Below are 21,412 nucleotides of genomic sequence, written 5' to 3' on the forward strand. Positions count from 1 at the left end.
TATTCTCCATCCGAAAGTTGAAATGCCGCCGGACCTACAGGTCCAGCAACCAGCTGTGCCGTGGGTCGTTATGGAACTGCCAGACGCGCTTGGGGCCGGCCATCACGTTCAGGTAATACGACTCGTAGCCGTAGGGCACGCTGACCGGGTGATACCCCTTGGGCACCACCACCAGGTCGCTGTTTTCCACGGCCATGGCCTGGTCGATGGAACGGTCATCGGTGTAGACACGCTGAAAGACGAAGCCCTGGGGCGGATTGACCTGGTGGTAATAGGTCTCTTCGAGAAAGCTCTGGTGCGGCAGGTCGTCGGTGTCGTGCTTGTGCGGCGGGTAGCTCGACGAGTGCCCGGACGGCGTGCGCACTTCCACCACCAGCAGCGAGTGCGCAGGCTCGGTGTCCGGCAGGATGTCGCAGACATAACGGGTGTTGGCGCCTTTGCCGCGCACGCTGCGCTTCATGCTCTGCGGGGTGATCAGCCGTGGGCCATGACCCGCCGCTGTTGAGCCGGGCGCGGCACAGACGGCAATCTGCACATCGCTCAAGGCCACCACCTGGGCCTGGCTGCCGGGCGGCAGGTAGACTGCATAGGGGGACTTATCTTCGAACACCGACTGGCGATCGCCGATATTGTCCCAGTCAAAGGCGCCCTGCCCCGGCGCTTCGCCCTTGATGCTGACCCGACCGCCAAGCAGCACCAGGCACAGCTCCTTATCACCGGCGCTGACCGGCAGGTTTTCCCCCAGGCTCAGGCGATAGGCGGCGAAGCCGACATATTCCAGGACACCGGGCGCCAATTCGACCAGGGTCCGGCCCTTGGCGTGACTCTTGACCAGCAGGCTCATTGTCCGGTCCTCCGGTCGAGCAAACCACGCAAGGTGTCGAAGCCTTTCTTGGCGTAGATATAGCTCGGTGCGACAGCCGGGTCCTGTTCGGCCTCGACCACCAGCCAACCGTGATAATCGGCGGCCAGCAACACATCCAGCAGCGCGGCAAAGTCGATATCGCCGTCGCCGGGCACGGTGAAGGTGCCGTTGACGATGCAGTCCGGGAAACTCCAGAGGTTGTTGCGCGCCAGTTGCACCACCGGTTTGCGCACGTCCTTGAAATGCACGTGGCAGATCCGCCCGATATGTTTGCGCAGCACCTCCAGCGGCTCGCCGCCGCCCATGTAGCAATGGCCCGAATCGAACAGCAGGCCGACTTCGTTGCCGGTCAGCGCCATCAATTTATCGATGTCGGCCGGCGACTCGACGTAGGCGCCCATATGGTGGTGATAGGCCAGGCGCACGCCATGGGACAGAGTGAAGCGCGCCAGCTCGGTGAGTTTGTCGGCGTATTCCTGCCAGGCCTGTTCACTGTGAAACCGTGGGCGCTCCACCAGCGCAATGCGCTGGCCTTGAATGGAGTCGGCGACTTCGCCGTAGACCAGCACCTTGGCGCCGTTCTGGGCAAGCAACTCGACATGGCTGGCGATGGCGTCGATTTCCTCGGCCGCCGAACGCCGGGCCAGGCGGCTGGAGTACCAGCCGGAGACCAGTGCCAGGTCGTACGGCCGCAGCACATCGCCGACGCCCTTGGCGTCCTTGGGAAATTTGCCGTTGAGCTCGAACCCTTCGTAGCCGATGGCCTTGCCTTCGCTCAGGGCGGTGCTCAGCGGTGTCTCGCCGCCGAGGGAAGGCAGGTCGTCGTTACTCCAGGAGATCGGGTTGATGCCAATTCGGATAGCGGGCATGGCTGCACCTTTTATTGTTTTCTATATACCGTTGAAAATCGCACCCGTTGTCGTCAAAGCCTGGTGCCTACAAACCGTTACGCGCCGAACGCCAAGCGTCGATCAGACCGACAAACGTCGCCTGCACCTGCTGGATCAAGGCTTCATCATCGATTTCACCGGCCATCCAGGCCCGGCTGGGTTCCTGGAAAATCGTCCGGCCGACGGCAAAGCCCCGGCAAGTCCGGCTCCGGCTGGCCTGCTGGAAACCTTGCGCCAAGGTCGCGGCCGGCGCGTTCAGGCCCAGCAGCACCACGCCTCGGCAATAGGGATCGCGCTCCTGGATCAGGGCATCGAGTTGTTCCCATTCGGCGGCGCTTTGCGCTTCGATCTTCCACCAGGCCGGGTAGATATCCAGGTTGTAGAGGCGCTTGAGGGCGCGATACAGCACATCGGGGTAGGTCGATGGATGATCCTTGGGCGGGATGATTTCCAGCAGCAACTCATGGCCGCTGACCTGCGACGCCTGGTACAGCGCCTTGATCTGCGCTTCCTGTTCCAGACGCAGCATCGGCTCGTCATCCGGATGGAATTGCACCAGGCACTTGATGATCTGCTCCTGGGGCCAGGCAATCAGGTTGCTGCCGATGGAGCGGCCCTGTTCGAAGGCCAGCGGCCGGGAACCCTGGACTTCCACCGGACGCGCCACCCACCAGCCACGACCGGTGGCGGCGTTCAAGGAATCCTGGCCAAAGCGCTGATCGGCCAGCAGACCGACGTCCGCCTCGATCCCCTGTTGACGCAGCTCGGCCTCGACCCGCTCCACAGCCTTGATAAACAGCAGCTTGAGCTCACCGATGCTATTGAGGTCACGGCCGCCCTTATGGGCCAGTTCCACCAGTTGCCCGCGATGGTCGAAGGCAAAGATAAACAGTTGCCGCCAGGCTTTGCGCGGCACACTGACCTGATGCAGGCGTTGCAGGGTCATGTCCTGGTCGGGCCGGGTGATCGGCACCGGGCTGTTGAACAGGTAATCGAGTTCGGCGCGGGTCGGCATCGCCGGGGCGCAGGCATGCCGTGACACCACCAGACCGCCACAGGCATTGGCCAGTTGGCAGCAGCGTTCATCGCTGGCCTCCTCCAGCCAACCGCAGAGGAAACCCGACATAAAGGCATCGCCGGCGCCCAGCACGTTGAGCACTTCGACCCGTACGCCCGGATAAATGGCACCGTCTTCGAGCCGCGCCGGAATCGGCCCGTGAATCACCGTGCAGCCTTGTGCGCCGAGCTTGACCACCAGGGTCGCGGCGGTCAGCCCGCGCACGGTGCGCAGTGCCGTGAGCAAGTCCTGGCTGCCACCGGCGATCAGGAACTCCTCTTCAGTGCCCACAATCAGGTCGAAGCGTGGAAGGATGGCTTGCACATGTTGGCTGACCTGCTGGTCGGCGACAAAACGGGTTTCGCCGTCGGCCTTGCCGGTCAGCCCCCAGAGCACCGGGCGGTAATCGATATCGAGCACGCGCCGGACGTTGTGTTTTTCCGCGTAGTCCAGGGCCTGGATACTGGCCTTGTAGACCCCGGCGGTGGAGAAGTGAGTGCCGGTGATCAGCAAGGCCTTGCTGGAGGCAACGAAGTCCTCGCGGATGTCTTCGGCGCGCAGGGCCATGTCGGCGCAGTTCTCGCGGTAGAACACCAGAGGGAAGGTTTCGCGGTCCTTGAGACCGAGCAGCACCATGGCGGTCAGACGTTCCGGGTCTACCTTGATACCGCGGGTGTCGCAACCTTCACGGGCCAGGGATTCGACCAGGAAGCGCCCCATATGGTCGTCCCCTACCCGACTCAACATCGCCGACTTCACCCCCAGGCGGGCGGTGCCGAAAGCGATGTTGGCGGAGGACCCGCCGAGGTATTTGGCAAAGCTCGAGACATCCTCCAGTCGCGCCCCGACTTGCTGCGCATAGAGGTCGACGCCAAGGCGCCCGAGGCAGATCAGATCCAATTGACGCCCACTGGCAAAACGAGTCTGGCCCATGCTGGCTCCTGTTATTTTTATCAGCCTGCGTTCGCCGCGATGAAGGCACGAACACTTTTGGTGTGAGGCCAGACTAGAACGTCTCAGGGCGAGATTCAATATATTTTCTATTATTTTTTATATGGAATATATTTTCCATTACACTCGAATGGGACGGAGCCTACAAGGTGGATCGTTTCAGCATCGCTCTACCTGACTCCGCACTCAAGATTTTATTGGCGTCGCCCCTGTAGACTAGGCGCAGCTACCCAGCCACAAGCACACACCAGAAGGATTTTCTATGTCCCGCACCGATCAGCCGGCCATGACCGACAGCGCACCCGAGGGCGATATCGCCAGCCCTCCGATCAATGCCGAACGCCTGCTGCAGCTGATCACCGAGGAATACGAAAGCCTGCCACGCCAGCTCAAGCGCATCGCCACCTATATGAGCCAGCAGAGCGACCGGATCATGGTCGACCGCATCAGCGATATCGCCCAGGAATGCGAAGTGCATCCCTCGGCCATCGTGCGTTTTTCCCAGCGTTTCGGTTTCAGCGGTTTCAGTGAAATGCAGGCGTTGTTTCGCCAGGCCTATACCCACAAGACCACACCGGCACAGAACTACCAGCAGCGGATTCGCAGCCTGATCGACAACAAGTCGCAGAAAGCCAGCGCCGCCGACCTGGCGCGCGAATGCATCAATGCCACGCTGTCGGGTATCGAACGCCTGGGCCTGGAACTGGACGACCAGGCATTCGACGCCGCCGTGGACCTGGTGGTGAATGCCGACAACATCTATGTGGTGGGAGTGCGTCGCTCATTCGCGGTGGCCGATTACCTGGTCTACAACCTGCAGCACACCAACAAGCGTATTCACCTGGTTTCGGGTCTGGGCGGCAGCTACCGCGAACAGATGCGCAGCGTGCGCGCCAACGACCTGGTGATTGCCATCAGCTTCTCGCCGTACGCCAAGGAAACCCAGCAGTGCCTGCGGATCGCGCAATTGCACCAGGCGAAGACCCTGACCATTACCGACAGCAACCTGTCGCCGCTGGTCAAGCGCGCCAGCACGGCGCTGCTGGTCAATGAGGGCAGCTCGTTCGCCTTCCGTTCCTTGAGCGCGAGCCTGTGCCTGTGCCAGGCGCTGTTTATCGCCGTGGCCTATCGACTGGAATTGAAGGTGGACGGGATTCACGAGCAGGTCGGCTTCGACGACTAGCCCGGCAGCGACCAGGTTGCCTAGGGTCTGTACGAAAACTCGCCGAGCGGCGATCAGGCAAGGCAAAAACAGGCGAGGAAGCGGAGTTTAGTCCACTAAATGAGCATTCCGAGCCTGTTTTTAACGCAGCATGATCGTCGCGCAGGCAGTTTCCGTACAGAGCCTAGTCGTCCAGCTGCAGGTTCTCGGCCATTAACGCCACCATCTCCATCGGGCTGCGGCTGTTGATCACGTTGTAGATCAACTCGCGCTTGCCACGGGGCAGTTTCTTTACACAGCTCTTGGCCGATGCCCGCACGGCTTCATCCGTACCATGGATACGGGCCGCCAGCAGGAGGATGAGGACAGCGTCGGTGAGGGTCATCGAAACGCACTCGAGAAATCAGGACAGCAGTGTATCGGCTGCGCCTGGGTTTTCTCCACTGCGTTTGCGCGCTCTTCACTCGATTGTAGCCTCAGAACCGCAATCTGCTATTTTCCACTCTTTCAAACCTGTCCCGCAGCCTGTGGAGCCTTCAATGACAATCCTTTCGCCATCGGCCGAGCGCAAGCCTGACCCGCAAGCGGTCTATAGCCCCATCACCAGCAGCGCGATATTCATCGTCGCCACCTTGGCCCCCGGCAGCGAGGCGGCCGAGAAGGTGCGCGGCTGGTGCGAAGATGTCGCCGCCCTGACGCGGTCCGTCGGCAAGCGTGTGCCCGCCGGCAATCTGTCCTGTGTCTGCGGTTTTGGCTCCAGCGCCTGGGACCGTTTGTTCGGCGGCCCACGCCCGGCCTCGCTGCACGCCTTTCGCGAGATGGGCGTCGAGGGCCGGCGAGCGGTCGCGACACCCGGCGATATCCTGCTGCATATCCGCGCCGATCAGATGGACCTGTGTTTCGAGTTGGCCACGCAATTGCTCACCCATCTTGGCGATGCGATCACGGTGGTCGATGAAGTCCAGGGCTTTCGTTATTTCGATATGCGCAGCATGGTCGGCTTTGTCGACGGCACGGAAAACCCGGCCGGTCACGAGGCGGTCGACTTCACCATGGTCGGCGATGAAGACCCGGCGTTTACCAACGGCAGTTATGTGCTGGTGCAAAAGTACCTGCACAATATGACGGCGTGGAACGGACTGACCGTCGAGGCGCAGGAACGTATTATCGGCCGCACCAAACTGTCCGATATCGAACTTGATGAGTCGGTCAAGCCGAGCTGCTCCCACAGTTCACTGACCACCCTCGACGAAGGCGGCCAGGAAGTGAAGATCCTGCGCGACAACATGCCCTTTGGCCGGCCTGGCGCGGGCGAGTTCGGCACCTATTTCATCGGCTATGCGCGCTCCCCCGCCCCCGTCGAGCAGATGCTCGAGAACATGTTCGTCGGCAGGCCGGCGGGCAACTATGATCGCCTGCTGGATTTCAGCACTGCGGTCACCGGCGGCCTGTTCTTTGTGCCTTCCGCCGATCTGCTGGAGGAGCTGGCAGAGCGCAAACCGTAGGCCGTGCGAGGATGCATCCTGCACCCGACGCTCAAGGATGCATCACGACCGCCCGAGAGAGGAAACCTCAAATCCCAGGGCTATGGGCCGGGCATGCAAAAATCAGCTCGACTTTTACGCCATTCGGATCCTCCACGAACACCTGATGTTCCAAGAGGTCGGGCACCACACGCTCACTGAAGCGCAAGCCCAGGTCAAGCAGGCGTTGCCGATGACTCTGCAGGTCGCTGCAGCGGAACGCGACGTGATCAAGCGCACCCGAGCCCGCTGCAACGGCGCGGGTTCCAAGATAGGCGTCAAGCTCCGCGCCACGGCTTTCCAGGTTGGCAATATGCAACAGTGGGCGGCCCGCCGAGTAGAGCCAACTGCCCGGGAATGGGAATGCAGGACGCCAGCCCTCCTCGAGCCCGATAGCATCACGAAAGAACGCCACTGTCTCAGCGACTTTGGCGGTGCGCAGCGTGAAGTGATCGAGATGTTGAATCGTCATGCTCGGCACCCTGCTGATCGATTGATAAATATTCCGCTCATTGATGCCCCCATCACTCTGCCCTTCATAACGCCCCCAGTTGCTTCATCAGCGCGAGGTTATCTTCGATGTGCCAGTTTGCGGTGATCTTGCCGTTTTCAATCTGGTAGATATCGGTAGCGATGAAATCCACGGTTTGACCGCTGCCGTTGATCTTGCCAAAGGTGCCGGTGAAGTGTCCGCGAAAATGCAGGTGAGCCACCACCCGGTCGCCGGCGATGATCATTTGCTCGACCTCGCAACGGAGGTCAGGCACCGCGCCACGAAACGCCCGTGAGGCCAGCAAGGGCCCCTCCGGCCCCTGCTTACGGCCGGCAGGCGGGGTCTTGTCGATAAAGTTGCCCGCCAGCGCTTCACGGGCGAAGGTTTCGTCGCCGGTATTCCAGAACGTGTCATAACGTCGGGCGGCGGTTTCCATGATCTTCAGTTGCGCGGGCGCAAGACTCTTGTCTACGACCAGGACGCCGGGCTTCACCAACTCCACGGGCGCGGCAGATACGGCGCCCGACAGTGCCAGGGTGAAGAACACGGTCGCGACGCGGAAACGAAACAGGTTGGAACGTTGTTGCATGATCAGGATTCCTTGATAAAGGGTAAACACGCGAGACCGTGACGATTCAGTCCCTCACGCGCTCCCCCACGGGAGGCGTTTTTTTGTGCCTGTATCAGGCAATAGCGTCGTTGTACGCCGGCCACGCGGGATAGTCCGAGTAACCGCGCTCGTCACCGCCGAACAGCGTGTCGCCGGCAAACTCGGCCAGGGGGAGATTTTCCAGCAGGCGTCTTGGCAGGTCAGGGTTGGCAACGAAAGGACGGCCAAAGGCGACCAGATCGGCGTACCCCTTGTCGATGACCCAATTGGCCCGCTTCAGATCGTACTTGCCGGCAACGATGATGGGCCGTTGGAAACGCGCCCGGATATCGGCCCGGAACGCTTCGGTGAACTGCGGCGCGTCTTCCCAATCGGCCTCGACCAGATGCAGGTAGGCAATGCCCAGCGTTTGCAGGAACGCAGTGGCCTCAAGGATCGTCGGCAGAATATCGGGGCAGTCCATACCGCGTGCGGTCAGGAAGGGAGCCAGGCGAATGGCCGTGCGTTCAGCCCCCACTTCCTCTGCAACGGCACTGACCACTTCCTTGAGGAAACGCAGCCTGTTCTCCCGCGAGCCGCCGTATTCATCGGTTCGGGTATTGGCGGTAGTGCGCAGAAACTGGTCGACGAGGTAGCCGTTCGCACCGTGAATCTCGACACCGTCGAAGCCCGCGTCCATGGCGTTGCGCGCGGCGATGCGGAAGTCGTTGACGATGCCGTGGATTTCTTCTTTGGCCAACGCACGCGGTGTCGGGCAATCCACCATCTCGCCCAGACCAGTCGCAGGATTCACCTTCCAGATCTTGGCTTCGAAGGGAACCGCCGAAGGCGCCACCGGCAACTCGCCGTTGTGGAAATCGGGATGGGATATCCGGCCGACATGCCAAAGCTGCAGAAAGATGCGCCCACCCGCGGCATGTACGGCATCGGTGATCAAGCGCCATCCGGCCACCTGATCCTGGCTATGAATCCCCGGAGTAAAGGAGTAGCCCTTGCCTTGCGGCGAGATCTGCGCCGCCTCCGAGACGATCAGGGCCGCCGACGCCCGCTGTGCATAGTAACGGGCGTTCAGCGCATTGGGGATGTCACCCGGCTGGGTGCTGCGGGCGCGTGTCATCGGCGCCATCACGACGCGGTGAGGGACGGATTGTTCGCCTACAAGTGTCGGTGTGAACAGGGCTGAGTCAGCAGTCATGGCAAGGCTCCAAACAAGGGATGGGATGAACAGAGGTTTTCTGATCCGGTGTGTGAAGTGTTGCCTCTTGCCTTTAGGATTAGAATGCGGCTATTGGTAGATAGATTATTGAACAAGGGTTGATAGTATGTTGGACGACCTCAACGAGCTGCGTACCTTCCAACGGATCCTGGTCTGCGGCAGCCTGTCAGCGGCGGCTCGTGATCTGGGTGTAGGGCTGGCGGTGGTCAGCAAACGGCTCATGGCACTGGAACGACGAGCAGGACAACGGCTGATCAACCGGACCACACGAACACTGTCGGCGACCAATGAGGGCTTGGCCCTGATGGTTCACGTTGATCGGATACTCGAGGAATTGGAGGCGGCGGAGTCACGCATGACGATGGGTGGTGAAGAGCCATTCGGCATGCTCCGGGTCAGTTCACCCATTTCTTTCGGGCGTATTCACCTGGTGCCCTTGGTCGCCGAGCTGGTCGAGCGCCATCCCAAGCTGGATATCGAACTCAGGCTCGACGACCGCCTGATCGATCTGACGTACGAACGGATCGATGTCGCGGTGCGTATCGGCCAACCTCGGGATAGCACTGCGATCCTGCGCAAGCTGGCTGACAATCGCCGGATTCTGGTGGCTGCGCCCGCCTATCTCGAACGTCATGGGGAGCCTGAGCGTATTCGGGATCTGGAGCGTCATGGGTGTCTGCGCTACGACGACCCGTCCCTGCCCTGGCGCCTGGAAGGTCCAGGAAACGAAGTGATTGAGCTGCAGCCGCGCTCACGGCTGCACGCCAACAGCGGGGATGCCGTGCGCGACTGGGCGATTGATGGCCACGGGATCATGCTCAAATCCAGTGTCGATGTGGCAGACGACCTGGCGGCAGGTCGCCTGGTGCATATCCTGCGTGGCTGGCACAGCGCTTCTGCGCCGATCTACGCCCTGCTGCCTTCCCGGCGCTTTACGCCGAGCAAGACGAAGGTGTTCCTGGATGCGCTTGGTGCTCGGCTTGCCGCTCTCTGAGGCCGGCAAACCCGTAGGGGTGTTGCCGATCTCAAAGGCTTTAACCAGCCAGCAAACGCTTCAGCCCTTGAGGGGAATATTGCGCATCGTCACCAGTGCGGTGGCACACAGTGTTTCCTTGCCTTGTTTCACGGCAAACAAGTCGGCAGCGGCAATCGTCGTATTGTTCGAGGCGTTGATGACACGCCCCCTGGCCAGCAGCTGATGAGTAAAACCAAGGGATCCAGAGCGAGAATAAGGGGTTTGAATGTCACCCTATAATTGCTCCCCCGAAGTGTCGAGTAGACATTTCAACCGCCGACCATCGCGACCAGGCGGGGTATCAAAGGAGCGATGACTCGGCCCACAAGCTAACGCCAACTGTATCAACCTTTGGCATTTCGGACCTTGTCACGCCTCTTTGAATCAAAACGCCTTAATTGATTGGCATAAAAAAACGAAAACCCCCATAGAACGAGAGCTATAAAGAAAAGCGCTTCTACTTTTTTAATGTAAAATGGATTTCTACCTATTAAAAGCGACTTCATCAGCTTATCCGGCGACGCCAAGTCAACCCCATTGAGAGTGGTTAACTTAAGGGGATAAAACGGCCCTCCTCCATCTTTTAGAAGAAACCCTTCAACATATACTTTAATGGGTGACTTTAACCCCCCTAAGTCATCAAGCTCCGCAGGGACAACAGAATGCTGAGTACGATACGTCATGCCGTTATCAGCGTTAAACTGGATATATGACACTTCCTTAACGCCAGCATAACCGATATAGCGTATGAACGTGCCTGTCGTTTTAATCATCGGAGCTTCTGGCGGCATAGCACCCGCGTAATCTTGAGCATCGATACATTCAAACATGGGCCCTACAACCATAAACACTATCGCAAACTTCAACCACAATGATTTTGCCCAGTGATTGTTCCCAAGCCCTAAAGCCGTCCCATTCAACATCATATCGAACGCAGAAAGCCAAGACAGTTTCTTTTCATTGTCGCTCATGATACTTACTCATCATTAGCCAATCAGAACATTAAATTTTCAAAATGCAAAACGCGACCATAACTGGCACAGATTTATCTTTGTGGTACACCCCTTCTAAAAACAAAAGCTGTTCCTTTTCCTACAAAAAAGGTAATTTCCGGCATTGCCTGCTGCTTTAGCATCTTGACTTAACGCCGCTATTTCTCCTAAAAACGCACCTTTGATTATGATTGTGTCCATATTACCGATTAGTTTGCTTTTCTTTAAAAATGTAAGAAACATCAAACACTACAAACCTTAAAACCACAGAGAACAGATAAACTGGCATCATACCCGAGAAACAAAAATATACTGATACTAAGCATGCCGTTAGTATTCCGTTGCTAGCTATCGTAAAAACTTGCCAGTGGAATATGCTATTCAGAAAGCACAATACAATAAATACTACGATAGCGTTTACGCCAATATATATGTTTAAATGCAGCATTATCCACGCTTTTTTTGCCTCCCATTGCTTTCGCTTCATTAGCAATGCATGGGTTTCAATACAACTTAGCCCGGCAAATCTTTTATTTTTTATTATATATATAATTGAGGCGAGATTATATGTGGCGGCACCGAGAAAAGATAATCCGCTAAGGTTTGTTAAAAAGATTTCGTCAAATGGTCCTACCAAGATGGGGGCGATCTTTATTCCAATGAAGCCAAGCCCATCAATTAGGGGAGTAAGGAACTCGTTCATAACTCCATTTAATCGATGAAAATAAAATCCTGAAAACGCATAAAATACTATAAGGACAGGAAAAGCCACATATATTGGAGTAGCGTCAAACCACTGTTCACGAAGTTCTCCTGCGGATGAGCTAGGCACAATTTGCGTCATAGCGAGTTTGCCAAAAATTTTTTCAGCCGCGTACGAATTTTCATGCTGAAATTTCCTTCTTGGTCGATAATGATTCCGGCTTGCAAAGCAGTTGTTGCAAGAAAAAGGCAACACATCAGAGACTTCCTTTTGGGTTTAACAAAAAATAAAAGCATTTTTCTTGCGAAATCTCGGCACAGCCCCAATCCAACTTAACATTTCATCACCCGTCTAGAAAAAATAAGAAAAGCGCTCATGGGAAACCCAAATATCGAATTTACCTTTCTCTCAACGCCTCACTCTGATACTTCAACAACGGCGTCAACAAATATTCAATAATCCGTCGTTGCTCGGTCTTGATCTCCACCGAACTCGACATCCCGGTTCCAGGTGCTGTGAACTTCCACCGAAAAGTATCGAAAGCTGTTTTTTTCGCCATGACTAAACTCCCTATTTTTTTACAATAAATTCAAAAATTTTCCGAAAATCAAAAAAAACAAGCTGCCCAACAATCGACCACATCGCCACACAAATACTTGACGGCAAAATGAATGCCAAGCAGACAATCAAAGTAAGCAACATATCATACCTTGAAGGCTGAAATTCCAACCAACCAAACATACTATTCAAAAAAGAAAACGTGGTAAGAGCTGCAACCCCCCCAACCACGAAATACCCACCCAAATGCAATAACACCCAAGCCTTTCTAGCACTCACCCCTCTCATAATCATCATATTCCGATGTGCCTCTTCGCAACTTGCAGCCGCTACTTTTTTAACCTTAACCATGTACAAAGCAGATGCAATGTTATACAAAGCGCTAAAGAGCACACACAACCCCATCAAATTACGATAGTAAATAGGGTCAAGCTCCCCACTCATAGGCGAGGTTCGAATATTCAGAAAAGCCCACCCCAGACTATCAATTATCGGACTTATAAAAACATCCACAACAGCTCTATAATACGGAGAAAAATTACCCAACAATGCATAAACAGTAATCGTAGCTGAACTAATCAGCACAAAGGGCCCGGTTCGAAACCAAGGAATAGGCTTTATCGGACGCCCCGCTTCGGGGGCTGGAGTAATAGGCAGGTCCATTATCTTGGTTCCTTTTTAATAAAGTACTGCCATAAAATATGGCCGCAGCGGGCTCAACCGGCCAACGCAATGCACACTGCTTTTTCTCAATTAGCGCTCCCCCAATGCCTCACGCTGACACTTCAACAACGGTGTCAACAAATACTCAATAATCCCTCTCTGCTCGGTCTTGATCTCCACCGAACTCGACATACCCGATTCCAACGAAACATCCTTGCCATCCGCCACAATAACATGCGCACCGAACTGAATCCGAGCCGGATAAATCAATCCCAACTTGTCATCCTTCACCGCATCCTGCGAAATCGACATGACACAGCGCTCCTGCGCCGATCTACGCCCTGCTGCCTTCCAGATGCTTTACGCCGAGCAAGACGAAGGTGTTTCTTGATACGCTCGATGCTCGGCTTGCCGCTCTCTGAGGCTGGCAAACCCGCGCCCCTTCAGTATTTTCTGCTAACAATAAATCGTTGATAAGTGCAACCGACAGACCACCCTAAGGCAAATGGGATTATCGCTGTCGTGCCCCAAGCCAATAACCGCAGGGGTAAAAAACAACTCATTTGATTCATAAGAGGATTGCGAGAATCTCCAATAAACGGAAGAAAAAACGGGATCATAAAGACGATGAGAAAAAACAAAAACCCAATAATGTATCCTAGCGGCTTATTAAGCTTGATTTTCTCATAGCTTTCCTTGGCAAAAAAGGAAACATGTAGACTAGGTGTCGGCTCGACATTTCCTTAATAAATAGCGCACATCAAACACAATATATTTAAAATACAGCGAGTAAAAATACGCAGGTGTCATGCCTAAAAAGAAGAAGTACAGAGATACAAGGCACATTTCCAAAATGTCATTTTTCTCAGTACCGAATACTGCCCAGTGGTAGACACCGTTCAGCAGACCAAAGGTCCCAAACGCCATAAAAAAAGCAACACCGACATAAACATAAAAATGTAACACCAGCCAAGCCTTCACTACACCCCATTGTTTTCTTTTCATCAGAAGCGCGTGGGTTTCCACACACCCTATCCCAGCGGCCCTTTTATGCTTTATCATATAAAGCACAGAAACGAAGTTATATATCAAGGCCCCAACAAATGCTATTCCACTCAAATTTCTATACAGTGTCACATTGAAAGGGCCGGTGATAACGGGAGCGATTTTCACACCCACGCTATCAAGACCGCTCACCACAGGACCTATAAAAAAATCCAACACCTTAGTCAGGGACGGAAAATAGACCCCACAAACCGCATAAAAAACAACAAGAACAGAAATACAACCACATATCGGAGCCGAATTAAACCATGGTACATTCGGATAGTCCGCAGGAACATTCCTCAAACGAAACGCCATGATGACAGGCACCTCTCCCAAGTAGAAAACATAGACATCCAAAAAAAATGGAGCACACTTTATTTTCGTGGCGCGCCCCTTTGAAAACATACTGGCCTCTTTCGATTGTCTAATGTCTATTTTTTCTACTTAAAAATGAAAACATCTGACACGCCTGCGCTTCATACTCAAAAAGCGTAGCCAACCCCAATCTTCAGGGTCGTCTCATCGGTCTGACTGCTTGGCTCCAACGCCACCGCAGTGCTTGAAATATTATGCGCAGAACTGATGCCATATTTGAAAGACGTGTAATCGACACCCACATTCCCATGAAGATTTTTCGTGAATGCATAATCTGCGGATAAACCGGCCTTATACAGATTGGAATCTCCAAGCCCAGCAGAAAAGCCACGAGGGCCACTCACATCAACGTCTGACGCGAACGTGCGTCCAACCAGGGCATTGGCGGTAAATACCAAACGGGAAAATGGCGAGTATTGGACAAGTGTGCCGGCGCCATACCAACTATGGGTATAGGTTTCGCCGAAATTAACGCCGCGCTGCCATTCATGCCGGCCAAGCTCGCCGTAAGGAGTGACCATGAACGCCCCATCAAGCGCAAAACCTTTTCCCCAGCGCAGACTATAGTCGGAAATGTTTGCGCTAGACTGTCCGACGGCAGAACCGTATTTCCCGCTTGACTGGAGCGTCCCCTTATACCCGGTATTTCCGTTGTTCTTGCTGTACTGAAATTGAAGATAGTCGTTATCCAGCAGCACGTCCTTCATCATGGAAAAAGACAAGGCAAAACCGTGGACAGTGCCGTTTTCCGTAGCGAAGGTTCCGACAGGACTGCCAAATCGTCCTTTGGTGGTTTCCTTATAATCGACTTTCGTGGAAATAGCCTGAACGTCAAACTGATTATTCGATGCTTTTATATCATCTGTTCCGGCGAATGCCGTCGTGCACAAAGCTGCAGTGACTGCAAAAACTGCTATTTCATTAACTTTCAAACTATTTCCCTCTATTTAAATATTCCAATAACCAACCCGCTATCAGCAGCTCTGAATGCGCCGAGCGCTGCTCGGCCTTGATCGCCACCGAATTCAAAATGTTGTCGTTTGCACATTTGTTGGCCGCGACCAGGAAGTATCCGTCGCAAAGTTTGGTAATCGCGGGAGCGGAGCTTGGGCAAAGCGACTGACCCGGCTCGTGGTCGAGCGGGCTTTGACTGCATCTTGCCGTGCCAGACGCGCTAGCGTCAGGGCATTGATAGGCAGGGACAGCCCTGACAGATGCTTGAGGTGTTCCGTGATGACGGCAACATCCGAAAGTTTGGGGATGGCGACGAGTGAGGCAATGCCACTGTCTTCACTTCCTGTGTGTTGTCGCGTTTCGGACGAAACGCTGCTCCCTGCGTTACGATCAGACATGTCAACTCAACGTTTTTAACGAAAGATGAAAGTGCATCTTGCTATTACAAGCACGACAAACCAACCCTGGACAAGCTAATACATTAAAAAGGTGCTGCAGCTAAAAACCAGATACACCAAAAACCATCATTTGACACCAACTAAAATCAGATATCAAAAGGCCACCAAAGGCTAGCACCTCTCACGAACAAGAAGAAGCATTGTTTTTATCCAGAAAACTTCGCTAATGGTCAAAAATTTCAAGTACGCTTTTGTATCAAAAACAAAATACAAGAACACCAAACGACACATTGAATGCGCTCAGCTGGCTCAATGAACCCTGGATTTCAATAGCTGCAACCCTTGTCTCGATTGAGCTACCTGGTAACGAACTCCATACAATCGACTCAACTACCTCTGCCCTGCCCCGCCCATGAAGCACTCCTGCAGACAAGAAACACCTCTTACTTTCGCCAATCCAGACTCAGTAACTTCAACCTCGTTCAGCCTCAGTTCAGCATAGCCTGCAACATCGCTTGCGTCCCGCTCAGCCATCCCGCAAAAAACGGTATTGCTGTCCTCGGAAAGTCAGTAAAAACAGCTCGGTTCCCTCCGAACTGAGTAAGGCTGTATGCTGCCCAATACATTTTTCAAAAGGAATTGAACAGTCATGACCGCACTGGATAACGCTTTTCACAGCCTGCATCAGAATGGACTGCTGGTCCTGGCCAACGTGGCCGATGCGGGCGGTGCGCGCATCGTCGAACGCCTCGGCGGCAAGGCCGTGGCCACCAGCAGCGCCGCCATGGCCTGGTCCCATGGCTACCAGGATGGCAACCAGTTGCCTCTCGATCTGCTGAGCACCACCGTCAAGTCGATGACACGGGTGCTCAGCGTACCGCTGACGGTGGATATCGAAGCTGGCTACTCGGATGACCTGGAGCAGGTCGGCCAGGTGATCAACGCCGTGATCGCCGCCGGGGCGGTCGGGATCAATATCGAAGACGGCCTCGGCGCTCCAGAGCTGCTGGTGCGCAAGATCGATGTGGCGAGAAAGGTGGCGAACCAGACGGGCGTCAAGCTGTTCATCAACGTACGCACCGACGTCTACTTGAAAAACCTGTTCCCCGCCGAGCAGCGTCTTGAAGAACTGCTCAAACGCGCCGCACTCTATGCTGGCGCCGGGGGGGATGGGCTGTTTGCCGCGGGCGTGGTCGATTCGAACGAAATTGCCGCCATCTGCCGGGCCACCCCACTGCCGGTCAACCTGCTGTCCCGGGACGGGCTGGCTTCCCCCGCCGAATTGCAGCGCCTGGGGGTCAGACGCCTGAGCGCGGGTTCGAGCATCGCCGAGTTCCTGCATGGCGCCATGGGCACATTGGTCCGCAGCTTCCTGGACAATGGCCAGCTCGACACCCACGCGTTGAAAGCCCATACCTACGGCGAACTGAATGCCTTGATGGCAGCGAAAACCGAGTAATCGCTGTTCCCGGACGGGGCCATCGGCCCCGTCTGCATACAAAACCTGGCTGCCCCCCTGTGAGATCGTCTGAAAAAGGCGTTGTGTTGCTTCGAAAGCCAATGTTATGTTTATAACAACGAAACACAAAATGACACAAACATAACAATCCCGGCGCGCCGATATGTCCACGGAAAAGAACAGCTTTCTTCTGTTACTGGAGCAACAGTTCTCCAGCCTGACCCCCACCGGCAAGCGCATCGCCAGCTATCTGCTGGGCAATCCGGAGCAACTGCCGTTCGAGTCGGCCGACAGCATCGCGCAGCAAGCCTCCACCACCGGGATTTCCGTGGGGCGCTTCTTGCGCTCCCTGGGCTACCGCAACCTTGATGAAGTGAAAAAAAGCCTGCGCGGCGAAGCGCCGAGCTCATGGCTGATCACTGACCGGATTGCCGCCTTTCGCGCCGAAACCAACCAGGACGACGCGCTCGACCGCTCCATGACTCGCGAAATCGAAGCCATCCAGCACGCCTATGGCCTGGCTCGCAGCGAAGCCTTTGGCAAGATCGTGCAACGTATCCATGAAGCCGATGCGGTGTTCATCCTCGGGATCCAGTCGACCCGCGGGATTCTCACGGCGTTTCACAGCCACCTCGAATACATTCGCCCCAAGGTCTACTACGTCGACGGCCTCTCCGGCATCTACGCGGAAACCCTGAACTCCGGCTTCGCCAATCCCTACGCGATCATTGCCGACTTCCGCGCCTACTCCAGCGTGACCCAGACCTTCTGTGACGCGGCGCTGGAAAACAACCTGCCCCTGGCCCTGATCACCGACCTGCAATGCCCCTGGGCCCGGGACTACCCGCTGGATCTGTTGCAGCTGAAAACCGATGTCGGGCAGTTCTGGGACTCCCCCGCTCCGCTGGCCTGCCTGTTGAACCTGGTGGTCTCGGCCGTCGCGGAGAAGTACGGCGAGCGCCTCGATGAACGCCTGGCCAAGAACCGCCAATTGCAAAAAGCCTTCGGCCAGTTCGAAGGCTGACCCACCGCCTCTGCGAATCCCAACTGGAGTGTTTGCGTGAACAACAGCCCCCTTGTAGAGATCGATGCCCAGCGTTATCAGGTGCAAATCGACCTGATCTACGCCAGCGCGGACAACCTGGCTGGAAAAGTGATCTACCCGACTGCCCGTTGCCTGCTGCATCGTCAAGCCGCCGACTGTTTGAACAAGGCCAGCCACCTGGCGCGACTGGCCGGATTGACCCTGCGCATCTATGACGCCTACCGCCCGCCCTACGCCCAGTACCTGCTGTGGGAAGCCTTGCCGAACAACGACTACGTGCGCGACCCGCATCTGGGCTCCCACCATAGCCGTGGCGTGGCGGTGGACCTGACCCTGGTGGACGCCGATGGCGAGCCGCTGGACATGGGCACGGCCTTCGACGCCATGGAAGAGCGCTCCCATCAGTTCTACCCCGACCTGCCCGCCGATGTGCAACGCAATCGCCTGCTGTTGCTGGGGATCATGCTCGGCGCCGGGTTCCAGGCGATCGATACCGAATGGTGGCATTACGAACTACCGAATGCCGACGATTACCCCCTGCTGGAGGAGGTGTAAACCACGGCCCTGAGAACCCCAATCAAACCGCAACGCCAACACTGACGAAACCACAGAGTTTCGCAGGCAACACAGCACAGCCCACTTCCGGTGCGGCTGAAAACAACAACAAGACAGCGTTACTCAGGCTTCACCTGCAACTGCCCGGTTATAGCTTTTATAAAAAACCTGACGAACTTCCATACATCGAATGATCAAGGAAACCGGCATGAACCCAACGAACACCGTGACCCGCAAACCCTTTCCCGGCACCGGCAGACTATTGCTGAGCGTTCTGTGCAGCGCCTTGAGCCTCGGCGCCTGGCAGGCCGCGACCGCGGCGGTGCCCAAGGACACGCTGGTCATCGGCAAACCCGCCGACCCGCAGACCCTCGACCCGGCCGTGACCTTTGACAACAACGACTGGACCATCACCTATCCGTCGTACCAGCGCCTGGTCGGTTACAAGGTCGAGGGCGATAAAAGCAGCACCGAAGTCCAGGGCGACCTGGCCGAAAGCTGGACCGTTTCCCCGGACAACCTGGTCTGGGAATTCAAGCTCAAACCCGGCAACAAGTTCGATGACGGCGCCCCGGTGGATGCCGCCGCGGTGAAGTTTTCCTTCGATCGCCTGATGACCCTCAAGCAGGGGCCGTCCGGGGCCTTCCCCGAGGATATGGTGGTGGCGGTGGTCGATCCGCAGACCATCCGTTTCACCCTGAAGACGCCGTTCGCACCCTTCCTGTTTACCCTGGCCCACAACGGCGCCTCGATCATCAACCCCGATGTGGTGACCAAGACACCCGACGTCAATGCCTGGTTGTCCAGCCACACCGCGGGTTCCGGCCCCTTCCGCCTGAGCACCTGGCAGAAAGGCCAGTCGCTGACCCTGGAGCCGAACACCTACTTCGCCGGGCCCAAGCCCGCGCTGAAAACCGTGGTGGTCAAGATCATCGCCGAGCCTTCCGTGCGTCGCCTGCAACTGGAACACGGTGACCTGGACATCATCGAAGACATGCCCGAAGACCAGCTCGGCGCGCTGGCCAAGAAGTCCGGCGTGGTGGTCCGGGAGTTCCCGTCGCTGCGGGTGACCTACCTGTACCTGAACAACAAGAAGGGTCCGTTGGCCAGCGTCGATGCCCGTCGAGCGATTACCCAGGCGGTGGATTACAACGGCATCGTCAAAGGTATTCTCAAGGACAAGGCCAAGCTGATGAACGGGCCGATCCCGGACGGCATGTGGGCCTACGACAGTTCGTTGCCACCGATGAAACAGGACCTCGCCGCCGCCAAGGACAGCTTGGCCAAGGCCCCGCAGAAAATCACCAGCCTCAGCTACATGTACTCGGACAAGGATCCCAACTGGGAACCGATCGGCCTGACGCTGCAAGCGGCACTGGCCCCCCTGGGCATCAACCTGAAGATGGAAAAACTCGCCAACGCGACCCTGCGCGAGCGCGTCGGCCAGGCCGATTACGACATTGCCTCGGGCGCCTGGAGCCCGGACTTTGCCGACCCCTACATGTTCATGAACTTCTGGTTCGACTCGAAGATGCAGGGCCTGCAAGGCAACCGCTCGTTCTACAGCAACCCCGAAGTCGACAAGCTGATCCGCGAAGCGGCCGCCACCAGCGACACCGCCAAGCGCGTCGAGCTGTACCAGACCGCACAGAAGATGGTGCTCAAGGACAGCGTCTACGCCTACCTCTATCAGAAGAGCTACACCTTGCCGATGCGTGACTCGGTCAAAGGCTACGTGTTCAACCCGATGCTCGAACAGGTCTTCAACCTGGGCAGCATGAGCAAGTAAAGCGGCTCCCCCGCGCCGGCCGTTCGCGGCTGGCGCGGCGTCTGATTCTCGTCGTTGCTGTGACTGAGGTGCCCAATGGCCTTCCTGACTCTATTGCGCAAGCGCCTGCTCGGCCTGGTATTGGTCGTGTTCGGCGTTTCGCTGATTACCTTTGCAATTTCGCACCTGATTCCCGGGGACCCGGCCCGACTGATCGCCGGCGACCGTGCCAGCGATGCGCTGGTGGCGGGCATCCGTCACCAGTTGGGCCTGGACCTGCCGCTGTATCAACAATATGGCCGTTACCTGATCGACCTGCTGCACGGCGACCTGGGGACTTCGATCCGCACCAACCGCCCGGTCCTCGAAGACCTGCAGGCGTTCTTCCCGGCCACCCTGGAGCTGGCGCTGGTGGCGCTGGTGCTGGCGATCCTGGTGGGCGTGCCTCTGGGGGTGCTGTCGGCGGTCTATCACAACCGCGCCATTGACCAGATCGCCCGGACACTCGCGGTGACCGGTATTTCCACCCCGGCCTTCTGGCTCGGACTTGGGGCGATTGTGCTGTTCTACGGCCAGTTGGGCTGGCTGCCTGGTGGCGGCCGCTTGTCCGAGGGACTGGCACCACCACCGACCTTCAGCGGTTTCTACCTGATCGACTCACTGATTGCCGGTGACGGCGGGCTGTTTCTCGATGTGCTGCAACACCTGATTCTTCCCGCCGCGACCCTGGGTTTCGTGACCCTCGGCGTGGTCGCCCGGCAGATTCGCTCGGCAATGCTGGAGCAACTGTCCGAGGACTATATCCGCACCGCCCGCGCCTATGGCCTGTCACGCTGGACGGTGATCCTGCGCCACGCCCTGCCCAATGCTCTGATCCCCTCGGTGACCGTGCTCGGCCTGACCCTGGGTGACCTGCTCTATGGCGCCGTCCTGACCGAAACCGTGTTTGCCTGGCCCGGCATGGGCGCCTATGTGGTCAAGTCGATCCAGTCGCTGGACTTCCCGGCGGTAATGGGCTTCGCGATCCTGGTGTCATTTATCTATGTACTGCTGAACATGGCCATCGATCTTCTGTACCGCGTAATCGACCCACGCATCGGCGAGGTGAATTGA

General features: G+C 56.5%; 22 protein-coding genes. 9 read left to right on the forward strand and 13 right to left on the reverse strand.

Annotated features, from left to right (window positions below):
* Positions 1–34: 34 nt before the first annotated feature.
* From iolB to iolC, 3 genes are all read right to left on the reverse strand, one after another.
* Complete coding sequence (gene iolB, locus M5C71_RS15795; RefSeq protein ID WP_103498319.1) at positions 35–844, reverse strand: 5-deoxy-glucuronate isomerase; 810 nt, start codon at positions 842–844, stop codon at positions 35–37.
* Positions 841–1,734 (reverse strand): myo-inosose-2 dehydratase, encoded by an 894-nt coding sequence (gene iolE, locus M5C71_RS15800; protein ID WP_248747708.1) that lies wholly within the window; start codon positions 1,732–1,734, stop codon positions 841–843. Before iolE ends, iolB begins: the two co-directional genes overlap by 4 nt.
* Positions 1,735–1,801: 67 nt before the next feature.
* The gene (gene iolC, locus M5C71_RS15805) at positions 1,802–3,745 is read right to left on the reverse strand and encodes a 5-dehydro-2-deoxygluconokinase (RefSeq protein WP_103498317.1); all 1,944 of its coding nucleotides are present in this window, start codon (positions 3,743–3,745) and stop codon (positions 1,802–1,804) included.
* A gap of 280 nt (positions 3,746–4,025) precedes the next feature.
* Here iolC and M5C71_RS15810 point away from each other — a divergent pair, with 280 nt between their 5' ends.
* Positions 4,026–4,946 (forward strand): MurR/RpiR family transcriptional regulator, encoded by a 921-nt coding sequence (locus M5C71_RS15810; protein ID WP_100941621.1) that lies wholly within the window; start codon positions 4,026–4,028, stop codon positions 4,944–4,946.
* A 163-nt stretch (positions 4,947–5,109) separates the two neighbouring features.
* Here the strand turns inward: M5C71_RS15810 and M5C71_RS15815 are convergent, their stop codons facing one another.
* A complete protein-coding gene (locus M5C71_RS15815) occupies positions 5,110–5,310 on the reverse strand; it encodes a hypothetical protein (RefSeq protein WP_103498316.1) in 201 nt (66 codons plus the stop codon).
* Positions 5,311–5,464: 154 nt separating this feature from the next.
* Here M5C71_RS15815 and M5C71_RS15820 point away from each other — a divergent pair, with 154 nt between their 5' ends.
* A complete protein-coding gene (locus tag M5C71_RS15820; protein ID WP_248768203.1) occupies positions 5,465–6,430 on the forward strand; it encodes a Dyp-type peroxidase in 966 nt (321 codons plus the stop codon).
* A 67-nt stretch (positions 6,431–6,497) separates the two neighbouring features.
* Here M5C71_RS15820 and M5C71_RS15825 read toward each other — a convergent pair whose 3' ends face one another.
* The 3 genes from M5C71_RS15825 to M5C71_RS15835 form a co-directional block, all read right to left on the reverse strand.
* A complete protein-coding gene (locus M5C71_RS15825; RefSeq protein WP_248768204.1) occupies positions 6,498–6,920 on the reverse strand; it encodes a VOC family protein in 423 nt (140 codons plus the stop codon).
* A gap of 64 nt (positions 6,921–6,984) precedes the next feature.
* Positions 6,985–7,530 carry an ester cyclase gene (locus M5C71_RS15830; RefSeq protein WP_103498313.1) on the reverse strand — a complete coding sequence of 182 codons (546 nt, stop codon included), beginning with the start codon at positions 7,528–7,530 and terminating at the stop codon, positions 6,985–6,987.
* 94 nt (positions 7,531–7,624) lie between these two features.
* Positions 7,625–8,746 carry an alkene reductase gene (locus M5C71_RS15835; protein WP_248768205.1) on the reverse strand — a complete coding sequence of 374 codons (1,122 nt, stop codon included), beginning with the start codon at positions 8,744–8,746 and terminating at the stop codon, positions 7,625–7,627.
* 127 nt (positions 8,747–8,873) lie between these two features.
* On the opposite strand from M5C71_RS15835, the gene M5C71_RS15840 reads away from it, so the two are divergent.
* Positions 8,874–9,761 (forward strand): LysR family transcriptional regulator, encoded by an 888-nt coding sequence (locus M5C71_RS15840; RefSeq protein ID WP_103498311.1) that lies wholly within the window; start codon positions 8,874–8,876, stop codon positions 9,759–9,761.
* Positions 9,730–9,966 carry a hypothetical protein gene (locus M5C71_RS15845; RefSeq protein ID WP_248768206.1) on the forward strand — a complete coding sequence of 79 codons (237 nt, stop codon included), beginning with the start codon at positions 9,730–9,732 and terminating at the stop codon, positions 9,964–9,966. The genes M5C71_RS15840 and M5C71_RS15845 overlap by 32 nt, the downstream gene beginning before the upstream one ends.
* 160 nt (positions 9,967–10,126) lie before the next feature.
* Here the strand turns inward: M5C71_RS15845 and M5C71_RS15850 are convergent, their stop codons facing one another.
* From M5C71_RS15850 to M5C71_RS15875, 6 genes are all read right to left on the reverse strand, one after another.
* Positions 10,127–10,753, reverse strand: a complete 627-nt coding sequence (locus M5C71_RS15850) for a hypothetical protein (RefSeq protein WP_248768207.1) — start codon at positions 10,751–10,753, stop codon at positions 10,127–10,129.
* A 223-nt stretch (positions 10,754–10,976) separates the two neighbouring features.
* Positions 10,977–11,732, reverse strand: a complete 756-nt coding sequence (locus M5C71_RS15855) for a hypothetical protein (protein ID WP_248768208.1) — start codon at positions 11,730–11,732, stop codon at positions 10,977–10,979.
* A 315-nt stretch (positions 11,733–12,047) separates the two neighbouring features.
* Positions 12,048–12,698: a hypothetical protein gene (locus M5C71_RS15860; protein ID WP_248768209.1), complete on the reverse strand. Its 651-nt coding sequence runs from the start codon at positions 12,696–12,698 to the stop codon at positions 12,048–12,050.
* Between the two features lie 90 nt (positions 12,699–12,788).
* On the reverse strand, positions 12,789–13,010 hold the full coding sequence (locus M5C71_RS15865) for a hypothetical protein (RefSeq protein WP_177101786.1): 222 nt from the start codon (positions 13,008–13,010) through the stop codon (positions 12,789–12,791).
* 408 nt (positions 13,011–13,418) lie between these two features.
* A complete protein-coding gene (locus tag M5C71_RS15870; protein WP_248768210.1) occupies positions 13,419–14,060 on the reverse strand; it encodes a hypothetical protein in 642 nt (213 codons plus the stop codon).
* A gap of 167 nt (positions 14,061–14,227) precedes the next feature.
* Positions 14,228–15,052, reverse strand: coding sequence for a hypothetical protein (locus M5C71_RS15875; protein ID WP_103498308.1), 825 nt, complete (start codon positions 15,050–15,052; stop codon positions 14,228–14,230).
* Between the two features lie 1,069 nt (positions 15,053–16,121).
* Here M5C71_RS15875 and M5C71_RS15880 point away from each other — a divergent pair.
* From M5C71_RS15880 to M5C71_RS15900, 5 genes are all read left to right on the forward strand, one after another.
* The gene (locus M5C71_RS15880; RefSeq protein WP_248768211.1) at positions 16,122–16,931 is read left to right on the forward strand and encodes an isocitrate lyase/phosphoenolpyruvate mutase family protein; all 810 of its coding nucleotides are present in this window, start codon (positions 16,122–16,124) and stop codon (positions 16,929–16,931) included.
* Positions 16,932–17,094: 163 nt separating this feature from the next.
* The gene (locus M5C71_RS15885) at positions 17,095–17,955 is read left to right on the forward strand and encodes a MurR/RpiR family transcriptional regulator (RefSeq protein WP_103494294.1); all 861 of its coding nucleotides are present in this window, start codon (positions 17,095–17,097) and stop codon (positions 17,953–17,955) included.
* Between the two features lie 36 nt (positions 17,956–17,991).
* Entirely contained in the window at positions 17,992–18,531 is a 540-nt protein-coding gene (gene ddpX, locus M5C71_RS15890) for a D-alanyl-D-alanine dipeptidase (protein ID WP_248768212.1), read from the forward strand.
* Positions 18,532–18,739: 208 nt separating this feature from the next.
* Complete coding sequence (locus M5C71_RS15895) at positions 18,740–20,320, forward strand: ABC transporter substrate-binding protein (protein ID WP_248747812.1); 1,581 nt, start codon at positions 18,740–18,742, stop codon at positions 20,318–20,320.
* Between the two features lie 75 nt (positions 20,321–20,395).
* On the forward strand, positions 20,396–21,412 hold the full coding sequence (locus tag M5C71_RS15900) for an ABC transporter permease (RefSeq protein ID WP_248768213.1): 1,017 nt from the start codon (positions 20,396–20,398) through the stop codon (positions 21,410–21,412).

Origin of the sequence: Pseudomonas sp. MWU12-2345 (genome assembly GCF_023242385.1) — a bacterium.
Lineage (GTDB): Bacteria > Pseudomonadota > Gammaproteobacteria > Pseudomonadales > Pseudomonadaceae > Aquipseudomonas > Aquipseudomonas gingeri_D.